The sequence below is a fragment of the Pseudomonas sp. genome (genome assembly GCF_049300855.1).
Taxonomy (GTDB): domain Bacteria; phylum Pseudomonadota; class Gammaproteobacteria; order Pseudomonadales; family Pseudomonadaceae; genus Aquipseudomonas.
In genome coordinates, this window is record NZ_JBAQKH010000016.1 from 154,526 (window position 1) to 173,047 (window position 18,522).

General features: G+C 62.2%; 20 protein-coding genes. 19 read left to right on the forward strand and 1 reads right to left on the reverse strand.

Annotated elements, in window-relative coordinates:
* Position 1: 1 nt before the first annotated feature.
* From WA225_RS05790 to WA225_RS05880, 19 genes are all read left to right on the forward strand, one after another.
* Positions 2 to 256 carry an acyl carrier protein gene (locus WA225_RS05790; RefSeq protein ID WP_064388843.1) on the forward strand — a complete coding sequence of 85 codons (255 nt, stop codon included), beginning with the start codon at positions 2 to 4 and terminating at the stop codon, positions 254 to 256.
* Entirely contained in the window at positions 253 to 798 is a 546-nt protein-coding gene (locus WA225_RS05795) for a hypothetical protein (RefSeq protein ID WP_422607201.1), read from the forward strand. The genes WA225_RS05790 and WA225_RS05795 overlap by 4 nt, the downstream gene beginning before the upstream one ends.
* The gene (locus tag WA225_RS05800; RefSeq protein ID WP_422607202.1) at positions 795 to 2,474 is read left to right on the forward strand and encodes an AMP-binding protein; all 1,680 of its coding nucleotides are present in this window, start codon (positions 795 to 797) and stop codon (positions 2,472 to 2,474) included. The genes WA225_RS05795 and WA225_RS05800 overlap by 4 nt, the downstream gene beginning before the upstream one ends.
* A gap of 59 nt (positions 2,475 to 2,533) precedes the next feature.
* Positions 2,534 to 3,268: a glycosyltransferase family 2 protein gene (locus tag WA225_RS05805; protein WP_422607203.1), complete on the forward strand. Its 735-nt coding sequence runs from the start codon at positions 2,534 to 2,536 to the stop codon at positions 3,266 to 3,268.
* Positions 3,265 to 4,212: a glycosyl transferase gene (locus WA225_RS05810; protein WP_422607204.1), complete on the forward strand. Its 948-nt coding sequence runs from the start codon at positions 3,265 to 3,267 to the stop codon at positions 4,210 to 4,212. The genes WA225_RS05805 and WA225_RS05810 overlap by 4 nt, the downstream gene beginning before the upstream one ends.
* On the forward strand, positions 4,193 to 5,737 hold the full coding sequence (locus WA225_RS05815; RefSeq protein ID WP_422607205.1) for an HAL/PAL/TAL family ammonia-lyase: 1,545 nt from the start codon (positions 4,193 to 4,195) through the stop codon (positions 5,735 to 5,737). Before WA225_RS05810 ends, WA225_RS05815 begins: the two co-directional genes overlap by 20 nt.
* Complete coding sequence (locus WA225_RS05820; protein WP_016983876.1) at positions 5,730 to 6,155, forward strand: acyl-CoA thioesterase; 426 nt, start codon at positions 5,730 to 5,732, stop codon at positions 6,153 to 6,155. Before WA225_RS05815 ends, WA225_RS05820 begins: the two co-directional genes overlap by 8 nt.
* Positions 6,152 to 6,754, forward strand: a complete 603-nt coding sequence (locus WA225_RS05825) for an outer membrane lipoprotein carrier protein LolA (protein ID WP_422607206.1) — start codon at positions 6,152 to 6,154, stop codon at positions 6,752 to 6,754. Before WA225_RS05820 ends, WA225_RS05825 begins: the two co-directional genes overlap by 4 nt.
* On the forward strand, positions 6,738 to 9,077 hold the full coding sequence (locus WA225_RS05830; protein WP_422607207.1) for an MMPL family transporter: 2,340 nt from the start codon (positions 6,738 to 6,740) through the stop codon (positions 9,075 to 9,077). The genes WA225_RS05825 and WA225_RS05830 overlap by 17 nt, the downstream gene beginning before the upstream one ends.
* Positions 9,074 to 10,237: a sodium:proton antiporter gene (locus WA225_RS05835; protein ID WP_422607208.1), complete on the forward strand. Its 1,164-nt coding sequence runs from the start codon at positions 9,074 to 9,076 to the stop codon at positions 10,235 to 10,237. The genes WA225_RS05830 and WA225_RS05835 overlap by 4 nt, the downstream gene beginning before the upstream one ends.
* Positions 10,224 to 11,471 carry an NAD(P)/FAD-dependent oxidoreductase gene (locus WA225_RS05840; protein WP_422607209.1) on the forward strand — a complete coding sequence of 416 codons (1,248 nt, stop codon included), beginning with the start codon at positions 10,224 to 10,226 and terminating at the stop codon, positions 11,469 to 11,471. Before WA225_RS05835 ends, WA225_RS05840 begins: the two co-directional genes overlap by 14 nt.
* Positions 11,468 to 12,193 (forward strand): class I SAM-dependent methyltransferase, encoded by a 726-nt coding sequence (locus WA225_RS05845; protein ID WP_422607210.1) that lies wholly within the window; start codon positions 11,468 to 11,470, stop codon positions 12,191 to 12,193. Before WA225_RS05840 ends, WA225_RS05845 begins: the two co-directional genes overlap by 4 nt.
* A 140-nt stretch (positions 12,194 to 12,333) precedes the next feature.
* Positions 12,334 to 12,801, forward strand: a complete 468-nt coding sequence (locus WA225_RS05850; RefSeq protein ID WP_422607211.1) for a hypothetical protein — start codon at positions 12,334 to 12,336, stop codon at positions 12,799 to 12,801.
* Positions 12,798 to 13,994 (forward strand): beta-ketoacyl-[acyl-carrier-protein] synthase family protein, encoded by a 1,197-nt coding sequence (locus WA225_RS05855; protein ID WP_422607212.1) that lies wholly within the window; start codon positions 12,798 to 12,800, stop codon positions 13,992 to 13,994. Before WA225_RS05850 ends, WA225_RS05855 begins: the two co-directional genes overlap by 4 nt.
* Positions 13,991 to 14,455 (forward strand): hotdog family protein, encoded by a 465-nt coding sequence (locus tag WA225_RS05860; protein ID WP_422607213.1) that lies wholly within the window; start codon positions 13,991 to 13,993, stop codon positions 14,453 to 14,455. Before WA225_RS05855 ends, WA225_RS05860 begins: the two co-directional genes overlap by 4 nt.
* Positions 14,448 to 15,176, forward strand: a complete 729-nt coding sequence (gene fabG, locus WA225_RS05865; RefSeq protein WP_422607214.1) for a 3-oxoacyl-ACP reductase FabG — start codon at positions 14,448 to 14,450, stop codon at positions 15,174 to 15,176. The genes WA225_RS05860 and fabG overlap by 8 nt, the downstream gene beginning before the upstream one ends.
* Positions 15,176 to 16,411 carry a beta-ketoacyl-ACP synthase gene (locus WA225_RS05870; protein ID WP_422607215.1) on the forward strand — a complete coding sequence of 412 codons (1,236 nt, stop codon included), beginning with the start codon at positions 15,176 to 15,178 and terminating at the stop codon, positions 16,409 to 16,411. The genes fabG and WA225_RS05870 overlap by 1 nt, the downstream gene beginning before the upstream one ends.
* Positions 16,412 to 16,431: 20 nt before the next feature.
* Positions 16,432 to 16,875 (forward strand): excinuclease, encoded by a 444-nt coding sequence (locus WA225_RS05875; RefSeq protein WP_422607216.1) that lies wholly within the window; start codon positions 16,432 to 16,434, stop codon positions 16,873 to 16,875.
* A gap of 160 nt (positions 16,876 to 17,035) precedes the next feature.
* A complete protein-coding gene (locus WA225_RS05880) occupies positions 17,036 to 17,473 on the forward strand; it encodes an excinuclease (RefSeq protein WP_422607217.1) in 438 nt (145 codons plus the stop codon).
* A 103-nt stretch (positions 17,474 to 17,576) separates the two neighbouring features.
* Here WA225_RS05880 and WA225_RS05885 read toward each other — a convergent pair whose 3' ends face one another.
* Positions 17,577 to 18,479, reverse strand: a complete 903-nt coding sequence (locus tag WA225_RS05885; protein WP_007909445.1) for a LysR family transcriptional regulator — start codon at positions 18,477 to 18,479, stop codon at positions 17,577 to 17,579.
* Between the last annotated feature and the right edge of the window lie 43 nt (positions 18,480 to 18,522).

Below are 18,522 nucleotides of genomic sequence, written 5' to 3' on the forward strand. Positions count from 1 at the left end.
CATGCAAACTCGTGACGACATTTTCAACACCCTGCGCGATGCCCTGGTCGAGCTGTTCGAACTGGATCCGGCCCGTGTGAGCCTGGATTCCAACCTGTATCAGGATCTGGAAATCGACAGCATCGACGCCGTCGACCTGATCGATCACATCAAACGCCAGACCGGCAAGAAAATCGCCGCCGAGGAGTTCAAATCGGTGCGCACCGTCGGTGACGTGGTCGAGGCGGTCTACCGTCTGGTTCAACCGGCCGCATGAGCCGATTGATCGGCCTCGGCCTGCTGCTGGCCGGTCTGCTGTACCCCTTTGCGGTGTATTTCGGCATGGAGCACTTCGCTCCATGGCAGTTCGGTCTGCTGTTGGGCAGTTTGTGGCTGGCGCGGGCGCTGACCGGCGAGCGCAAGCCCGGCAGCCTGTGGATGGCGTGCGTGGCGATCGCGTTCTGTCTGTTGCTGGCGCTGTTCGACAGCCCGCTGTTGCTGCGCTGGTACCCGGTGCTGATCAGCGGCTTCATGCTGGCGCTGTTCAGCCTGAGCCTGAAATACGGCCCGCCGATGGTCGAGCGCCTGGCGCGCTTGCGTGAGCCGGAGCTGCCGGACATTGCGGTTCGCTATACGCGAAAGGTCACCGTGGCCTGGAGCGTGTTTTTCTTCTGCAACGGTTTGTGCGCCGCCCTCCTGACCCTGTGGGCGCCGCTGAATTGGTGGATGTTGTACACCGGCCTGATCTCCTATGGATTGATCGGCCTGATGTTTGCCATTGAATGGCTGATACGACAACGGGTAAGAGGCCGTACATGAATTGGATAAAACTTGAGCAGCTGTTGCTCAAGGCTGTGCCGGCACGGACGATCTGCGCTGCACCGGCACTCGATCACGCGCAACTGTGCGCACAGGCATTGAGTGTTGCCGCCGGCCTGCAAGCGCGAGGCGTGAAGCGTGTGGCTGTGCACCTGGAAGATGCCACTGCGCTGGCCATCGCGCTGCTGGGTGCATGGCGCGCGGGCGTCAGTGTGTTGTTGCCCTCGGACTTGCAAGTGCAAACCCGCCAGCGCTGGTCGGCTGAAGTCGACCTGTGGCTGACGGATCAAACCGATGACACTCAACTGAACGACCTTCGGCTGTCGCCATTACTCGCCGCCGAACTGGATCTCGATCAGTGCCAATTGAGCCTGTGCACGTCTGGCTCCAGCGGCGAGCCCAAGCGCATCGACAAGACCCTGCGCCAACTGGCCAATGAAGTCGAGGCGCTGGAGCAGTTGTGGGGCGCGGATCTCGGTGAGGCCTGCATCATCGGCAGCGTCGCCACCCAGCATATCTACGGTTTGCTGTTTCGCGTGCTATGGCCGTTGTGCGCCGGACGCTCGTTTGTAAGCAAGCAACTGGCCTTCCCGGAAGATTTGCAGCGCGCCAGCCGCGAGCATCCGGCTTACGCCTGGGTTGCCAGCCCGGCGCTGCTCAAACGCATGGGCGACAACCTCGACTGGCCGGCGCTGAGCGCTGTGCGCCGGGTGTTTTCCTCCGGCGGCGCGTTGCCGCTTGAAGCCGCGCAGAGCCTGCAACAACGCTTGCAGCAATGGCCGACGGAAATTCTCGGCAGCTCGGAAACCGGCGGCATCGCCTGGCGTCAGGGCGAACCCCTGTGGCAACCGTTCGCCGGTGTCGAACTGAATCAGGACAGCGACGGTGCGCTATTGATCGCCTCGCCCTACCTGCCCGCCGGCCATGTCGAACACACCGCCGATGCTGCGCGCATTGCCGCCGACGGGCGCTTCGAACTGCTCGGGCGTCTGGACCGGATCGTCAAACTCGAAGAAAAACGCATCTCTCTGCCCATGCTTGAACAAGCCTTGATTGCCCACGACTGGGTTGCTGAAGCGCGCTTGGGCGTGGTGCAGGAAAACCGTGCCTCGCTCGGTGCTCTGCTGGTGCTCAGCGAATCGGGGTTGTTTGCCTTGCGTGAGCACGGCCGCCGCAGCCTGACTGAAACCCTGCGCCAGCACCTGCGTCAGCATTGCGAGGCATTGGCTTTGCCACGGCGCTGGCGTCTGGTCCGGCAATTGCCGTTGAACAGTCAGGGCAAACTGCCTCAGGCCACTGTTGAAGCGCTGCTGCTGGCGCCGCGTCCGAAAGCGCCGGAAGTGCTGTCGCAGGTCGAGACTGAGGGTGAATGGAGCTTGCAATTGAGCGTGCCGGCGGATCTGGCTTATTTCAGTGGTCACTTTCCCAAAGCGCCGGTATTGCCGGGCGTGGTGCAGGTGGAATGGGCGCTGAATCTTGGGCGGCAGTTGCTGAATCTGAACGGGCCGTTTGCCGGGATGGAAGTGCTGAAGTTTCAGCAACTGGTGCGGCCCGGCGATGAAATCCAGTTGCACCTGCGTTTCGATCCGGAGCGCAGCAAGCTCTACTTTGCCTATCGCAATGACACGGCAACCTGTTCCAGCGGCCGAATCCTTTTGGATGTAGAGCATGATTGACCTTGGTGAGTGCTGCGCACTCAATCGCGAGCAGGCTCGCTCCCACAGGAATTACCGGCATGCATAATCCTTGTGCAGTGATCCCGGTCTACAACCACGAAACCGCGATCGGCACCGTGGTTGACGCCCTGCTTGCGCAACACCTGCCGTGCATTCTGGTGGACGATGCGAGTGAACCGTCCTGCGCCAAGGTCCTCGACGCACTGGCCGAGCGTGATGACGTGCATCTGGTGCGTCTCACCGCCAATCAGGGCAAGGGCGGCGCGGTGATGACCGGTCTGCGCGAAGCTTCGCTATTGGGCTTCACCCATGCGTTGCAGGTCGATGCCGACGGTCAGCACGACTTGCACGATGTGGCGCGTTTTGTCGCCGAATCCCGCGCGCATCCCGAGGCGATGGTCTGCGGTTATCCGCTGTTCGACGAGAGCGTGCCGAAAGGCCGTCTGTACGCGCGCTACCTGACCCACGTGATGGTCTGGATCAACACGCTGTCGTTGCAGATCCGCGACTCGATGTGCGGTTTTCGCGTCTATCCGCTGGCCCCGACGCTGGCGCTCATCGATTCGGCAAAAATCGGCAAACGCATGGACTTCGATTCGGACATTCTCGTGCGTCTGGCGTGGCGCAACCAGCCGATGCGCTGGCTGCAAACCAGCGTGCATTACCCGCTCGACGGCGTGTCGCACTTCCGCCTGTTCCACGACAATGCGCTGATTTCCAGCATGCACACGCGGCTGTTCTTCGGCATGTTGCTGCGCTTCCCGGCGATCCTCTGGCGGCGGTGGCGCGCATGACCGGCGAGACCGACAAGAAGCACTGGGCCGACCGCGAGGAACGCGGCAGTTTCCTGCTGATGAAATTCACCGCACTCGCCGCCAAAGTCCTCGGCCGACGCCTGCTCAGCCCGTTGCTGTACGGCATCGTCCTGTACTTTTTCCTGTTCGGCCGCACCGCACGGCGCAGTGCCTGGCAATACCAGCAGCGCCTGGCCGCATGGAGTCAGCGCGATGCGTTGCGCCCTACTCATTGGCGGGTGTTCGGTCAGTTCATGGCATTCGCCGATTCGATGCTCGACAAGCTCGACGTGTGGAACGGCAAGCTGCGCATCGAGCAGATCGAAATCATTGACCCGGCGCTGCTGCGCAATCAGTTGCGCGGCAGTCGCGGGCAATTGCTGGTCGGCGCGCACCTGGGCAATCTCGAAGTCTGCCGCGCACTGGCCGAGATCGGCGAAAAGGTCACCATGAACGTGCTGGTGCACACCAAGCACGCCGAGCAATTCAACCGCTTGCTCGGTGAAGCCGGGGCGACCAATCTGCGCCTGATTCAGGTCAGCGAACTCGACCCGGTGATCATGCTGCAACTGCACGAACGCCTTGAGCGCGGCGAGTGGCTGGCGATTGCCGGCGACCGCGTGCCGCTGCACGGCGGACGTAGCGTGACCGTGGACTTTCTCGGCCACCCGGCGCCGTTCCCGCAAGGTCCGTGGCTGCTCGCCGGTTTGCTCAAATGCCCGGTCAATCTGCTGATGTGCCTGAAACAGCCGGACGGCCACTATCGCCTGACCCTCGAACCCTTCGCTGACGCCGTGGTGTGGACACGCCGCGAGCGTGAGCAGGTCATTCATCAGTGGGCCACCCGCTATGCGCAGCGCCTGAGTCACTATTGCCTCGAAGCGCCGCAGCAATGGTTCAACTTTTACCCTTTCTGGAAGACCGATGACGACGCCAACCCATGAGCCGGTAACCTTCGGCGAACGCCCTTTGCGCATCGAAGACGTGCTGGCCCTGGCCAACCGTCAGGCGCCCGTGCAATTGCAGAGCGACGCCGACTATCGCGAGCGTATTGCCAAAGGCGCGCGGTTCCTCGATTCGTTGCTGGACAAGGAAGGCGTGATCTACGGCGTGACCACCGGTTACGGCGACTCCTGCGTGGTCGCGGTGCCGCTGCATCACGTAGAGGCGCTGCCGCGTCACCTCTACACCTTCCACGGTTGCGGCCTCGGCAAACTGCTCGACGCACAAGCGACCCGCGCGGTGCTGGCGGCACGTTTGCAGTCGCTGTGCCACGGCGTCTCCGGGGTGCGCGTGGAACTGCTCGAGCGTCTGCACGCATTTCTCGAATACGACATTCTGCCGTTGATTCCCGAAGAAGGTTCGGTCGGCGCCAGCGGCGATCTGACGCCGCTGTCCTACGTCGCCGCAACACTGTCCGGTGAGCGTGAAGTGATGTTCCGAGGTGAACGTCGTCAGTCAGCCGATGTGCATCGCGAACTCGGCTGGACACCGCTGGTGCTGCGCCCGAAAGAAGCCTTGGCGTTGATGAACGGCACAGCCGTGATGACCGGTCTCGCCTGCCTCGCTTTCGCTCGCGCTGATTACCTTCTGCAACTGGCCACACGCATCACCGCGCTCAACGTCGTCGCGCTGCAAGGCAATCCGGAGCACTTCGACGAACGCCTGTTCGCCACCAAACCGCACCCGGGGCAAATCCAGGTCGCCGCGTGGCTGCGCAAGGATCTGGCCATCGACGCGCCAACCGCGCCGCTGCATCGCTTGCAGGATCGCTATTCACTGCGCTGCGCGCCGCACGTGCTCGGCGTGTTGGCTGATAGCCTGAACTGGCTGCGTTCGTTCATCGAGACCGAACTGAACAGCGCCAACGACAACCCGATCATCGACGCTGAAGCCGAACGCGTGCTGCACGGCGGGCACTTCTACGGCGGCCACATCGCGTTCGCCATGGACAGCCTGAAAAACCTCGTGGCCAACGTCGCCGACCTGCTCGACCGGCAACTCGCCTTGCTGGTGGATGAGCGCTACAACCACGGTTTGCCGAGCAATCTGTCCGGCGCCCCGGCGGATCGGGCGATGATCAACCATGGCTTTAAAGCCGTGCAGATCGGCACCAGTGCCTGGACCGCCGAAGCCCTGAAAAACACCATGCCGGCCAGCGTGTTCTCGCGCTCCACCGAATGCCATAACCAGGACAAAGTGAGCATGGGCACCATCGCTGCTCGCGATGCGATCCGTGTGCTGGAGCTGACCGAACAGGTCGCCGCCGCTACCCTGCTCGCCGCCAACCAAGGCGTGTGGCTGCGTGCTCAGGCCGAAGATGCCCGGCCGTTGCCGCCATCGCTGGCGGCAATGCACGCAGAGCTGGCCACAGATTTCCCGCCGGTCATCGAAGATCGCGCGCTCGAAGGCGAACTGCGCCTGTGCCTGCAACGCATCGCCGCGCAACACTGGAGGCTGCATGCGTAGCGCCGGAGTGCTTCACGCTGACACGGAAATCCTCGTGCCGTTTTTCGACGTCGACACCATGCACGTGGTTTGGCACGGCCATTACGTCAAATACCTGGAAGTGGCGCGTTGCGCGCTGCTCGACAAGATCGGCCACAACTACACGCACATGGTCGAGTCCGGTTTCGCCTGGCCGATCATCGATCTGCAACTGCGTTACGTGCGCGGCGCGGTGTTCGGTCAGCGCCTGAATGTGCGCGCCAGTCTGGTCGAGTGGGAAAACCGTCTGAAGATCAATTACCTGATCACCGACCTGCACAGCGGCGAGCGGCTGACCCGCGCCAGCTCAGTGCAAGTCGCCGTCGAAGTCAGCAGCCGTGAGATGCAACTGGCTTCGCCGAAGGTCTTCACCGATGCCGTGGAAAGGATGCTGCGATGAATGTTTTGCTTAAAAGCCTGAGCGTATTGGCGCTGCTGACGATGTCAGCGCTGGCCAACGCCTTCGACCTGCAACAGCTCAGCGCACAACTGGCGAAACCGGACGTGATTCACGGCCAGTTCATCCAGGAAAAACACCTGCGCGCCCTGCCGCAGCCGCTGCTCAGCAAGGGCAGTTTCGTTCTCGCGAAAAACCATGGCCTGCTCTGGCTGCTGAAAACGCCGCTGAAGCAGGATTACCGCATCACCGCCAAAGGCATCGCCCGGCGTAACGACAACGGCTGGCAATTGCTGCCAAACAAGAGTGCCGGTGCCGAGCAAAACCGTTTGTTCCTCGCCGTGTTGCAAGGTGACAGCAGTGGCTTGCAGCGCGATTTCGAACTGGCCCTGAGCGGCGATGCACAACAGTGGAAACTGACCCTGACCCCGCGTTCGCTGCTGCTCAAGCAGGTGTTCAATCAGATCAACATCGACGGCGGCACGCTGGTGCAAACCATCGAACTGCTGGAAACCCAGGGCGACAGCACTGTGCTGCGCATGCAGGACAGCACCGCTGGCCAACCGTTGAGTGACGCGGAGCAACATGACTTTGCCGAGTGAACGCAGGCTGCCCTGGCTGTTCTTGATTCTGCTGCTGGCCGTCGGCGCGCTGGCCGGTTGGCAATGGCGCGACGGTGCACCGCTGTCGGCGAACTTGATGGAGCTGGTCCCAGGTACTCACCCGGATGCCCTCGAACAGCGCGCCGAACAGCGCATGCAGGAGCCGCTCAACCGCGAAATGCTGGTACTGGTCGGTCATGCCGAGCGCCAGCAAGCCGTGGCCATGGCGCAGACGCTGGGCGAGCAATGGCAGGCCAGCGGCCTGTTCGAAAAAGTCCAGTGGAACCTGCAAGCGGACCTCCCCGCCCTGCGCACGCAACTGCTGCAAGGGCGACTGGCGATGTTGTCAGCCGATGATCGGCAACTGTTGGTCGAGCATCCCGACGCGTTCATCCAACAACGCGTGCAAGCCTTGTTTGACCCGTTCACCGGATTCAGCCTGGTGCCGAGCCAGGACGACTGGCTGGGCCTGACCGGGCGTATCCAGAACAGTCAGCCGCAGCACGGTTCGGTACAACTGGACATCGGCAGCGGCGCGTTGATCGCCGATGCCGACGGCAAGAGTTGGGTGTTGCTGCGGGCACGCACCACCGGCAATGCCTTCGATATGAACCTGCCGCTGCAAGTGGCGGACCTTCTTCAGCATAGCCGTGAGCAAGCGGCAAAATCCGACGTACAGTTGCTGGCTGCCAGCGGTTTGCTGTACGCGGCCAACGGTCAGCAGCAAGCGACTCGCGAGATGACCTGGGTCGGTGGTGGCGCCACCGTCGGCATTCTGCTGTTACTGCTGTTGGCGTTTCGCCGCTGGCGCGTGTTGCTGGCGTTCGTGCCGGTGCTGGTCGGCATGTTATTCGGCGCGGTGGCGTGCGTGGCGCTGTTCGGCCACATGCATGTGATGACGCTGGTGCTCGGTTCCAGCCTGATCGGCGTGGCCGTGGATTACCCGCTGCACTATCTGTCGAAGAGCTGGAGCCTCAAACCGTGGCGCAGTTGGCCAGCCTTGCGCCTGACCGTGTCCGGGCTGACCCTGAGCCTGATCACCAGCGCCATCGGTTATCTGGCGCTGGCGTGGACGCCGTTTCCGGCACTGACGCAAATCGCCGTGTTCTCCGCCGCCGGGTTGCTCGGTGCCTATCTGTCGGCCGTGTGCCTGTTGCCGGCACTGCTGAACAACCTTGAACTGCGGCCGGCGCAATGGCCGTTGCGTCTGGCCGAACGCTTGGTCAACCTGCGCGAAAAACTTCTGGAACGCGTACGCACGCCGGTATTGCTGGCGCTGCTGATCGCCTTCTGCGCGGGCGGCCTGGTGCAACTGCAAAGCAAAAACGATATTCGCCAATGGGTCGGTGCGCCGCAGCATCTGACCGATGAAGCGCAAACCATCGCGCGTATCACCGGCTATCAGCCGACCAGTCAGTTCTTCCTCGTGCGTGCCGACAATCAGCAACAATTGCTGGAGCGTCAGGCCGCGCTGAGCGAGCGTCTGCAGCAACTGGTCAACCTCGACAAGTTGCAGGGCTATCTGGCCCTCGATCAACTGGTCAGCCCACCGAATCAGCAAGAACAGGTGCGGCAGGCGCTGAACAAACTGCCGCAGTACTGGCAGCCACTGCTCGACCTCGGCGTGCCACTCGCCGCCCTGCAAAGCGAACTGCAACAGTTGCAGACCGTGCCCGCCGAAGACATCGACGCAGCATTGGCCGGTCCACTCGGCGAGCCGTATCGCACGCTCTGGCTCGGCGCCACCGAAGACGGCGTGGCAGCAATGACCAGTCTGCAAGGCCTGAACAACCCGGCGCTGTTGCGCGTGCAAGCGCTGGACTTGCCGGGGGTAATGCTGGTCGATCGTCTCGGTGAATTGAACGAGGTTTTCGCCGCGACGCAGATCAGCGCCGCTGAACTGAAACTCGCTTCCTGCGCGTTGATCGTACTGGTGCTGATGCTGCCGTTCGGTCTCGGCGGTGCGCTGCGCATCGTCGCCCTGCCGTTGCTCGCCGCGTTGTGCAGCCTCGCCAGTCTGGGCTGGCTCGGTCAACCGCTGACGCTGTTCAGCCTGTTCGGCCTGCTGCTGGTGACGGCGATCAGCGTCGATTACGCGATTCTCATGCGTGAACAGGTTGGCGGCGCGGCGGTGAGCCTGCTCGGCACCTTGCTCGCGGCTGTGACGACGTGGTTGTCGTTTGGGTTGCTGGCGGTGTCCAGCACACCGGCGGTGAGTAATTTCGGCCTGTCGGTGAGCCTCGGCCTCGCGTTCAGCTTCATGCTCGCACCGTGGGCCGGGCGCCACGAACACCGTGCGACAGTTGCGGAGCCGGCAGCATGATGGTCGTCGCCTTCTGGCTGATGGCGCTGGCATTGTTCGCCGTGGCCACACGCGTCGGTCGCCACTTCGGCCTGATCCCGATTGTCAGCCAATTGCTGCTGGCGAGCTTCGGTTTGCCGCTGCTGATGTACTTCTGGGTCGAACCGGGCTGGCAGCTCAGCGGCGCTGAACTGATCGCGCCAGACTGGCTGAAAAACCTCTACAGCCTGAGTTTCGCCTTGCTGCTCGGGCATATTCTCAGCGATGTGATCGATCTGAAACTGGATCGGCAGAGTGTGAAAATCGCCGTGCCGAGTTTCGCCGTGCCGTTCACTTGCGGCTTGGCGGCGGCTTACTGGCTACTGCCAACGCAACCGTGGCTCAACTCGCTGGCCATAGGCCTGGTGTTCGCGATCACTGCGATCCCGGTGCTGTACCTGTATTTGCGCCACATCGATTACCCGCCCGCCGCCACCCGGCGTCTGGTGCAAACCGCGATCCTGATCGATCTGACCTGCTGGACGCTGTTCGGTCTGGCGCAGGGCAGCCTGCACTTGAGCAGTTTGCTGTTGCCGCTGGGCCTCGCCTGTGTGCCAGTGTTGCTGCATCTGTTGCGTGTGCGCCGACCGCTGACCTACAGCCTCAGTTTCTTCGCGCTGCTGGTGATGGCCGAGCATTACAAACTCAACGCGCTGATCTTCGGCATCGGTTATCTGCTGTGCATGGCCGCGCTGAAAGTGCCGCTGATGCTGCCGCTGCCGGCGCGCTGGATGAGCCGCTTGCAAACGTGGATCGCCATTCCGCTGATCCTCACGTTCGGCATCGTCCAGATCGATGTGCACAGCGCACTCGCCAGCCTCGGCGCGGCGCAATGGGCGGCGCTGTTGCTGTTGCCGATTGCCAGTAAACTGCTCGGCAACTGGCTCGGTCTCGGCTGGGCTGGCGCCTCGTTCGAGGGCGCCAGCCGCTGGCGCGAAAGCGTGTTGCTGAACATTCGTGGCCTCAGCGAAATCGTCTTTCTCAATCTGCTCTTGCAACAACAACTCATCACCCCGGCGCTGTACTTCGCGCTGATGTTGATGGGCCTGATCGCGACGCTGCTACCGGCCCTGATCGGCCTGCATCGCGCACCTTTGAATCTGCAACATCCTTTGCCCCGGAGTTCACGTGCCAATCGTTGAAATGGAATCCCGTCAGGTCGTGATCATCGGTGCCGGTCCGTCCGGCGCCATCGCCGCCGCGCTGCTCAAGCGCAAGGGCCACGATGTGCTGGTGATCGAGCGTCAGCATTTTCCGCGCTTTTCCATCGGTGAAAGCCTGCTCAGCCATTGCCTGGATTTCGTCGAAGAAGCCGGCATGCTCGACGCCGTCAACGCCGCCGGCTTCCAGCGCAAGACCGGCGCCGCATTCGCCTGGGGCGAGCGTTACAGCGCCTTCGATTTCGGTGACACCTTTACCGGCGGCAAGCCGACCACGTTCCAGGTGCAACGCGCCGACTTCGACAAACTGCTGGCCGATCAAGCGACATTGCAAGGTGCTGAAATCCGCTACGGCGATGCCATCGTCAGCGTCGATTTCGAGCGGACGAAACCGCAGTTGGATGTGCGCAGCGAGGATGGCAGCGAGTATCGCGTCGAAGCGGATTTCGTCCTCGATGCCAGCGGCTACGGTCGTGTGCTGTCACGCTTGCTGGATCTGGAAGCGCCATCGAATTTCCCGGTGCGTCAGGCGGTGTTCACCCACGTCGAAGATCACATCAACAACCCGGCATTCGACCGCGAAAAAATTCTCGTCACTACCCATCCGGAACATCGCGACATCTGGTTCTGGACGATCCCGTTCAGCAACGGTCGCTGCTCGGTGGGAGTGGTCGCCGCCGAGGAACATTTCAACGGCCGTGACAGCGATCTGGATGCCTGCCTGCGCAGCTTTATCGCCGAGACCCCAAGCCTTGCCGGCGTGCTGAACAATGCTGTGTGGGACACCCCGGCGCGCACCCTCGGCGGCTACGCGGCCAATGTGAAAACCCTGCACGGCCCAGGCTTCGCGCTGCTGGGTAACGCGGCGGAATTTCTCGACCCGGTGTTTTCCTCCGGCGTGACCATCGCCATGCGCTCGGCGAGCATGGCCGCGGCAGTGCTGCACCGTCAGTTGCAGGGTGAAACGGTCGACTGGCAAAGCGAATTCGCCGAGCCATTGAAGCGCGGGGTCGACACCTTCCGTTGCTACGTCGAGGGCTGGTACGCCGGCACCTTTCAGGACGTGATTTTCTACGAAGACAGCCAGGCGGAAATCCGTCGGATGATCTGCTCGATCCTCGCCGGTTACGCCTGGGATGAACGCAACCCGTTCGTCAGCGAAGCGCGTCGCCGCTTGAAGATGATTTCCGAACTCTGTGCACAGGACGCCCCATGAATTACTTGAGCGACAGCTATGTCGAGGAGACCCGTTTCGGTTTCTGGTTCCTGCGCAGCCACACCTGGCAGCACCATGTATTGCGCGTGGCAATCAATGATTTGCGCGGGCTGTTCAGCGAGTCGTTGCCGCAAAACCCGGTGCTGCTGGATGCCGGCTGCGGTCAGGGCAAGTCGTTCGCTCATCTGCGCCAGACCTTCGCCCCGCAGCACCTGATTGGTGTTGATGCCGACCCGCACAGCCTTGAACTCAGTGCCGAGGAAGCGGCGCGTCTGGGCCTCGATGTGGAACTGATCGGCAGTGATTGCGCGACGCTCAATGTGCCGGACGCCAGCGTTGATCTGCTGTTCTGTCATCAGACCTTTCATCATCTGGTCGAGCAGGAAAAGGCCCTGGCCGAGTTTTATCGGGTGCTGAAACCGGGTGGTTATCTGCTGTTCGCCGAGTCCACCGAGGCATACATTGATACCTGGGTGATCCGCTGGCTGTTCCGTCATCCGATGCATGTGCAGAAGAGTGCGGGGCAGTATCTTGAGATGATTCGCGGGCAGGGGTTTGAGTTCGCCGAGAAGAATGTCTCCTACCCGTATCTGTGGTGGAGCCGCTCGAAGGATTTTGGGTTGCTGGAGCGGTTCGGGTTGCGCAAGCCGAAACCGTTCGGGCAGCGTGAGGAAACGCTGGTCAACGTGGTCGCGCGCAAACCGCTGCAAGGTACTTTCTGATGCACAGCGATCGACCTGCACACCCGAAACCCTGTGGGAGCTGGCTTGCCAGCGATAGCGGTGTGTCAGTCAACAAAAATGCTCGATGTGCCGACGCCATCGCTGGCAAGCCAGCTCCCACAAGGTTTGTGACGTGGCTAATGTTGGTGGTATTTGTCCTCCTGAGCGCATGCGCCAGCCAGGCGCCGTTGCCGGCGGGCAATCCAACACTCCCGCTGCCGCTGCAACTGCACATCGAACGCCAGCAAGCCGACCAACGTCAGGACTGGCTACTGGTGATTCAACGCGAAGGCCCCGGCATCCGCTGGTCGATGATGGACCCGCTGGGCATCCCGCAGGCCCGCCAACAATTGATCGACGGCCGTTGGCAAGCCGATGGCCTGCTGCCACCGAATCCGGAGGCGCGGGAACTGTTCGCCGCGCTGTTGTTCGCCCTGACCCCGGCCGGCGAATTGCTGCGCAACTATCCCGGCGCGCAACAACAGGCCGGGCAACGCTCCCTGCCGGCGCGTTGGGAAATCCACTATGCACAACCGTTGAGCTTCGAATTGAACCTGCCCCAAGGCCCGCACTATCGCGTTTCCCCGCTCGGTGAGCCGACGCCATGACTGCTTACCTGAATGCCCTCGGCGTGATCTGCTCGCTGGGCCGCGACAAATCAGAAGTCGCGCAAAACCTGTTCGCCGGCGACTGTTCGGGCATGCGCCGCGAGTCCGGCTGGGTGGCGGAACGTGAAATCCCGGTAGCGGCCGTACGCGGTGATCTGGCGCCGATTCCCGCCGAGCTCGCCGAGCAAAGCAGCCGCAACAACCAGCTGTTGCTCGAAGCCGCGTTGCAGATTCGCGACGACATCTATCAAGCGATCCGCACCTACGGCCGCGAACGCATCGGCGTGGTGCTCGGCACCAGCACTTCGGGTATCGACGAGGCCAGCCGAGGCCTGGCGCACTACATTCGTGACCAGCGGTTTCCGGCGCAATACGATTACCGTCAGCAAGAGCTCGGTGCGCCAGCGAATTTCCTCGCCGACTGGCTGCAACTGAGCGGCCCGGCCTATGTGATTTCCACGGCCTGCACGTCCAGCGCCCGCGCCCTGATGAGCGCGCAACGCCTGCTCGACCTGGGCCTGTGCGATGCCGTGCTGTGTGGCGGTGTCGACAGTCTGTGCAAGCTGACACTCAATGGGTTTTCCTCGCTGGAAGCCGTGTCGAACGAACGCTGCAACCCTTTTTCAGCCAACCGCAACGGCATCAACATCGGCGAAGCGGCGGTGTTGTTCGTGATGAGCAAGCAGCCAGGTGAAGGCCCGGCCATCGCTCTGCTCGGGGCGGGTGCCAGCTCCGACGCGCACCACATCTCCGCGCCGGAACCCAGCGGTCGTGGCGCCCTGCAAGCGATGCGCAAAGCCTTGAGCCGTGCACAACTGCAAGCCGCGCAAATCCATTATCTGAACCTGCACGGCACCGCGACCCAACACAACGACGCCATGGAAAGTCTGGCCGTTGCCACGCTGTTCCCCGAGGGCGTGGCCTGCTCGTCGACCAAACCCATGACCGGCCACACCCTCGGCGCGGCCGGCGCGCTGGAAGCGGCGTTTTGCTGGTTGAGTCTGAGCGCCGCCAACCGAGCTCACGCCTTGCCACCGCACCTCTGGGATGGCCAGGCCGACCCCGCCCTGCCGCTGCTGAAATGGGTGACCACCGGCGAACGCCTGACGTCCATTGCACCCCGCTACCTGATGAGCAACTCGTTTGCCTTCGGCGGCAACAACGTCAGCCTGATTATCGGAGACGCCCCATGACTACCTGGCCGCTCGCCGAACTGCTGCCCCACGCGGGCGACATGATCCTGATCGACAACGTCCTCAGTTTCGACGATGAGCAGATTTACACGCGTCTCACGGTCAAGCCTGATGGCCTGTTCAATCTGCCCGACGGCAGCTTGCCAGCCTGGGTCGGCGTTGAGCTGATGGCGCAGAGCGTCGCCGCGTTTGCCGGTTGTCACGCGCGACAGCAGGGCAATCCGGTGGCGTTGGGGTTCCTGCTCGGCACGCGCAAATTCCAGTGCAACGTCGACGCGTTTCCCGCCGGCAGCGAACTGACCATTCATGGCATTCGCTCGCTGGAAGATGACAATGGCATGGGCGTTTTCGAATGCCATATCAACGCCCCCGGCATCGAAGCGACTGCCCGGTTGAATGTGTTCCGGCCGCCTGCAGCGGCTGATTATCTTGTGCAAAAAAAGGAGTCGAAGGATGACTGAATCGGTACTGGTCACCGGCTCCAGCCGAGGCATCGGCCGCGCCATTGCCTTGCGTCTGGCTCAGGCCGGGCATGACATCGTCCTGCATTGCCGCAGCGGCGTAGCCGAAGCGCAAAGCGTTCAGGTTGAAATCGAAGCGTTGGGGCGCAAGGCGCGCATTCTGCAATTCGACGTCGCCGACCGCGAAGCCTGCAAAACCATTCTCGAAGCCGACGTTGAAAGCCACGGCGCCTATTACGGCGTGGTGTTGAACGCCGGGCTGACCCGCGACGGCGCGTTCCCCGCGCTGAGCGACGACGATTGGGACGTGGTGTTGCGTACCAATCTCGATGGTTTCTACAACGTCCTGCACCCGGTGATGATGCCGATGATCCGCCGCCGCGCCGCTGGTCGCATTGTCTGCATCACTTCGGTGTCGGGATTGATCGGCAATCGCGGCCAGGTCAATTACAGCGCTTCGAAGGCCGGGGTGATCGGCGCGGCAAAGGCGTTGGCGATCGAGCTGGGCAAGCGCAAAATCACGGTGAACTGCGTCGCGCCGGGCCTGATCGACACGGCGATGCTCGATGAAAACGTGCCGGTGGAGGAATTGATGAAGATGATCCCCGCGCAACGCATGGGCACGCCTGAAGAGGTGGCCAGTGCGGTGAATTTCCTGATGTCGGCGGAAGCCTCGTACATCACCCGCCAGGTCCTGGCGGTCAACGGAGGCTTGTGCTGATGAAGCGCGTCGTCGTCACCGGCATGGCCGGCATCACCTCGCTGGGCAGCGACTGGCAGACCATCGCCGGCAACTTCGCGGCCAACCGCAGCGGCATTCGCCGGATGGACGAGTGGGATCGCTTCAGCGAACTCAACACGCGCCTGGCCGGCCCAATCGATGATTTCGTCGTCCCGGCGCACTGGACGCGCAAGCAACTGCGCAGCATGGGCCGGGTGTCGCGTCTTGCCGTTGGTGCGGCGGAACAGGCCCTCGCCGACGCCGGCCTGCTCGGCGATCCATCGATCAAGGATGGCCGCATGGGCGTGGCCTGCGGCTCGTCCACCGGCAGCACCGACGAGATCAAGGCGTTCGGCAACATGCTGCTTAACTCGGTGGCCGAAGGGCTGAACGCCAACTCCTACGTGCGGATGATGCCGCATACGACCGCCGCCAATATCAGCATCTTCTTCGGCCTCACCGGGCGCTTGATCCCGACGTCCAGCGCCTGCACCAGCGGCAGCCAGGGCATCGGTTACGCCTACGAGGCAATCAAGTTCGGTCGTCTGCCATTGATGCTCGCCGGCGGCGCCGAAGAGCTCTGTCCGACCGAGGCCATGGTCTTCGATGCGCTCTATGCCACCAGCCTGAAAAACGATGCGCCGCAGACCAGTCCACGTCCGTACGACAAGGGCCGCGACGGTCTGGTGATCGGTGAAGGCGGCGGCATGCTGGTGCTTGAAGAGCTGGAGCATGCGCTGACACGCGGCGCGCACATCCACGCCGAGATCGTCGGTTTCGGCAGCAACGCCGACGGCCAGCACACCACCCGCCCGGAGCAAGTCACCATGCGCCGCGCAATGGAACTGGCGCTGGAAGACGCCGGGCTCACGCCTGACGCGATTGGCTATGTGAACGGCCACGGCACCGCGACCGAACAAGGCGACATCGCCGAAACCCTGGCCACCAGCAGCCTGTTCGGTGCCCGCATGCCGATCAGCTCGCAGAAGAGTTTCCTCGGCCACACATTGGGTGCCTGCGGTGCGCTGGAGTCGTGGTTCAGCATCGAGATGATGAACCGCGACCTGTACGTGCACACCTTCAACCTCGACGAGGTCGACCCGCACTGCGGCCCACTCGATTACCTGCGCGGCGAATTCCGCCAGATGCACCACGACTACGTGATGAACAACAATTTCGCCTTTGGTGGCGTCAACACCTCGTTGATTTTCCGCCGCTGGCCGCAACCGAATTAATCCAGGTCAAGGAGACCTCCATGCACTTCAAAAAACTCGCTGTCGCCACCCTGCTGCTCTGCGCCCTGCCTGCGGTCAGCCAGGCCCGTGACACGGCGGTTTACCTGCCGTTCGACAAAGCCGTTGCCGAAGCGACCCGCTCGGGCAAAATCGATGGCAGCGTGAAGTTCTACCTGGCCGGCAACACCCCGGCCGGCAAAGTCACCGTGGTCAGCCCCGGCGCCGTGACCAACAAGAAAACCAACGCCTTCAACAAGTCCGACACAGAGGCCTGCGAATGGGTCGTTCAGTCGGCCATCATCAGCCTCCACCAAGCGGCAAAAAACACCGGCGCCAACGCCGTGACCAACATCGTCAGCTTCTACAAGAGCAACGAGCGCAAGGATGCGCAGACCTACGAATGCCACGCGGGCGCGATCATGGCCGGTGTTGCGTTGAAGGGTGATCTGGCCAAGGTTCAGTAACCGCCAGAAAAGACAAGGGCGCCATTCGGCGCCCTTTTTATTTGTGGTGATCAAGCAGCATCTACACTCGTTGGAGCCGGCCATCACACGCCGCCTGCCAGAACAGCGAGCCCAATCGGTCGAGCACTCGCGGTTCCCTTTCACCGTCAAGGAGATGACCATGCAAGTGAAAGCCCTGATCGCCGCCGCGCTTTTCGCTCTGTTGCCGAGCGCCAGCCATGCCACCAACCTCATGTACATGCCATTCGAAAACGTGCTGTCAGACGCGATTCGCGCCGGCCGACTGGATGGCAGTGTGAAGTTTTATCTGCTCGGCAATGGGCCCCAGGGCACTCAGCAGTTGCTGCGCCGGGATGTGATTAGCGATCTGAGTACCAACGGTTTCAACAAGAGCGATCACGATTCCTGCGAATGGGTATTGCAGTCAAATCTGATCAAGTTGCAGGCCGATGCCAAGCGGGTCGGGGCGAATGCGGTGGTCAATATCGTCAGTTATTACGACCAGCATGTACGCAAGGATTTGAATACGTATGAGTGCCGGGCGGGGATTTTTGTCACGCGGGTGGTGTTGAAGGGGGATCTGGTGCGGTTGCCCTGAGGGCGGTGGTGTTTGAGCGGACGCCTTCGAGCAGGCTCGCTCCCACCCTGGAATGCGTTCCCCCTATGGGAGCGAGCCTGCTCGCGAATTGATTGCGCAGCCATCACACCTTTGAAGGTTCCACCTTGCGCGTGAGCAATTCGACAAACGCCTTGGCCATCGGTGATTTCTGATCCTTGCGCTGCACCAGCCATACCGCCGACACCGCCTCCGGATCGAGCAGCGGTCGATAGACCACGCCGTCGATGCGCATTCTTTGATAGGACGCCGGCAACACCGAAACCCCCAACCCCGCTGCGACCAGACCGATGATGGTCATCGCCTCGCCCGCCTCCTGGGCGAAGTGCGGGCTGAACCCTGCGTCGCGCGCCAGACTGAGCAATTGCGCATACAACCCGCTGCCGTAACTGCGCGGAAAGAACACGAACGGCTCCAGCGCCAGCGCCGAGAGGAACAACCCTTCTTCACTGCCCTGCGCCAGCGGATGCTTGGAACCGAGCACCGCGACCAATGGCTCACGCATCAACTCCACCACACTCAACGAATCCGGCAGGCCCAGCGGACGCATGATACCGACCTCGATCGACTCATCCACCAGACCTTCGGCGACTTGCGTGCTGCTCATCTCACGCAGGTTGAGGTGCACCGCCGGAAAGCGCTGACGAAAGGAAAAGATCGCCTGCGGAATGGTCGAATTGAAAGGCGCCGACGAGGTGAAACCAATCTTCAACTCCCCCAACTCCCCGAGTTGCGCACGCCTGGCCACATCCGCCGCTTTATCAACCTGCGCCAGCACCAATCGCGCCTCTTCGAGAAACAATCGACCGGCCTCACTCAGCTCGACCCGACGATTGGTCCGTTCGAATAACCGCGCACCAACCTCTTGCTCCAGCGCCTGAATCTGCTGACTCAGCGGCGGCTGAGAAATGCCCAGCACCTGTGCGGCGCGGCCGAAGTGCAGTTCTTCGGCGACGGCGATGAAGTAGCGCAGATGACGCAATTCCATGGAAACCCCATTAGGTCGTTAAAGCTATCAAACAGGTCGAACA

What these genes read in the sequence shown, in the direction of transcription:
- WA225_RS05790 (WP_064388843.1), top strand. Translation starts at nt 2, where the DNA reads ATGCAAACTCGTGACGACATTTTCAACACCCTGCGCGATGCCCTGGTC.
- WA225_RS05795 (WP_422607201.1), top strand. Translation starts at nt 253, where the DNA reads ATGAGCCGATTGATCGGCCTCGGCCTGCTGCTGGCCGGTCTGCTGTAC.
- WA225_RS05800 (WP_422607202.1), top strand. Translation starts at nt 795, where the DNA reads ATGAATTGGATAAAACTTGAGCAGCTGTTGCTCAAGGCTGTGCCGGCA.
- WA225_RS05805 (WP_422607203.1), top strand. Translation starts at nt 2,534, where the DNA reads ATGCATAATCCTTGTGCAGTGATCCCGGTCTACAACCACGAAACCGCG.
- WA225_RS05810 (WP_422607204.1), top strand. Translation starts at nt 3,265, where the DNA reads ATGACCGGCGAGACCGACAAGAAGCACTGGGCCGACCGCGAGGAACGC.
- WA225_RS05815 (WP_422607205.1), top strand. Translation starts at nt 4,193, where the DNA reads ATGACGACGCCAACCCATGAGCCGGTAACCTTCGGCGAACGCCCTTTG.
- WA225_RS05820 (WP_016983876.1), top strand. Translation starts at nt 5,730, where the DNA reads ATGCGTAGCGCCGGAGTGCTTCACGCTGACACGGAAATCCTCGTGCCG.
- WA225_RS05825 (WP_422607206.1), top strand. Translation starts at nt 6,152, where the DNA reads ATGAATGTTTTGCTTAAAAGCCTGAGCGTATTGGCGCTGCTGACGATG.
- WA225_RS05830 (WP_422607207.1), top strand. Translation starts at nt 6,738, where the DNA reads ATGACTTTGCCGAGTGAACGCAGGCTGCCCTGGCTGTTCTTGATTCTG.
- WA225_RS05835 (WP_422607208.1), top strand. Translation starts at nt 9,074, where the DNA reads ATGATGGTCGTCGCCTTCTGGCTGATGGCGCTGGCATTGTTCGCCGTG.
- WA225_RS05845 (WP_422607210.1), top strand. Translation starts at nt 11,468, where the DNA reads ATGAATTACTTGAGCGACAGCTATGTCGAGGAGACCCGTTTCGGTTTC.
- WA225_RS05850 (WP_422607211.1), top strand. Translation starts at nt 12,334, where the DNA reads ATGTTGGTGGTATTTGTCCTCCTGAGCGCATGCGCCAGCCAGGCGCCG.
- WA225_RS05855 (WP_422607212.1), top strand. Translation starts at nt 12,798, where the DNA reads ATGACTGCTTACCTGAATGCCCTCGGCGTGATCTGCTCGCTGGGCCGC.
- WA225_RS05860 (WP_422607213.1), top strand. Translation starts at nt 13,991, where the DNA reads ATGACTACCTGGCCGCTCGCCGAACTGCTGCCCCACGCGGGCGACATG.
- fabG (WP_422607214.1), top strand. Translation starts at nt 14,448, where the DNA reads ATGACTGAATCGGTACTGGTCACCGGCTCCAGCCGAGGCATCGGCCGC.
- WA225_RS05870 (WP_422607215.1), top strand. Translation starts at nt 15,176, where the DNA reads ATGAAGCGCGTCGTCGTCACCGGCATGGCCGGCATCACCTCGCTGGGC.
- WA225_RS05875 (WP_422607216.1), top strand. Translation starts at nt 16,432, where the DNA reads ATGCACTTCAAAAAACTCGCTGTCGCCACCCTGCTGCTCTGCGCCCTG.
- WA225_RS05880 (WP_422607217.1), top strand. Translation starts at nt 17,036, where the DNA reads ATGCAAGTGAAAGCCCTGATCGCCGCCGCGCTTTTCGCTCTGTTGCCG.
- WA225_RS05885 (WP_007909445.1), bottom strand. Translation starts at nt 18,479, where the DNA reads ATGGAATTGCGTCATCTGCGCTACTTCATCGCCGTCGCCGAAGAACTG.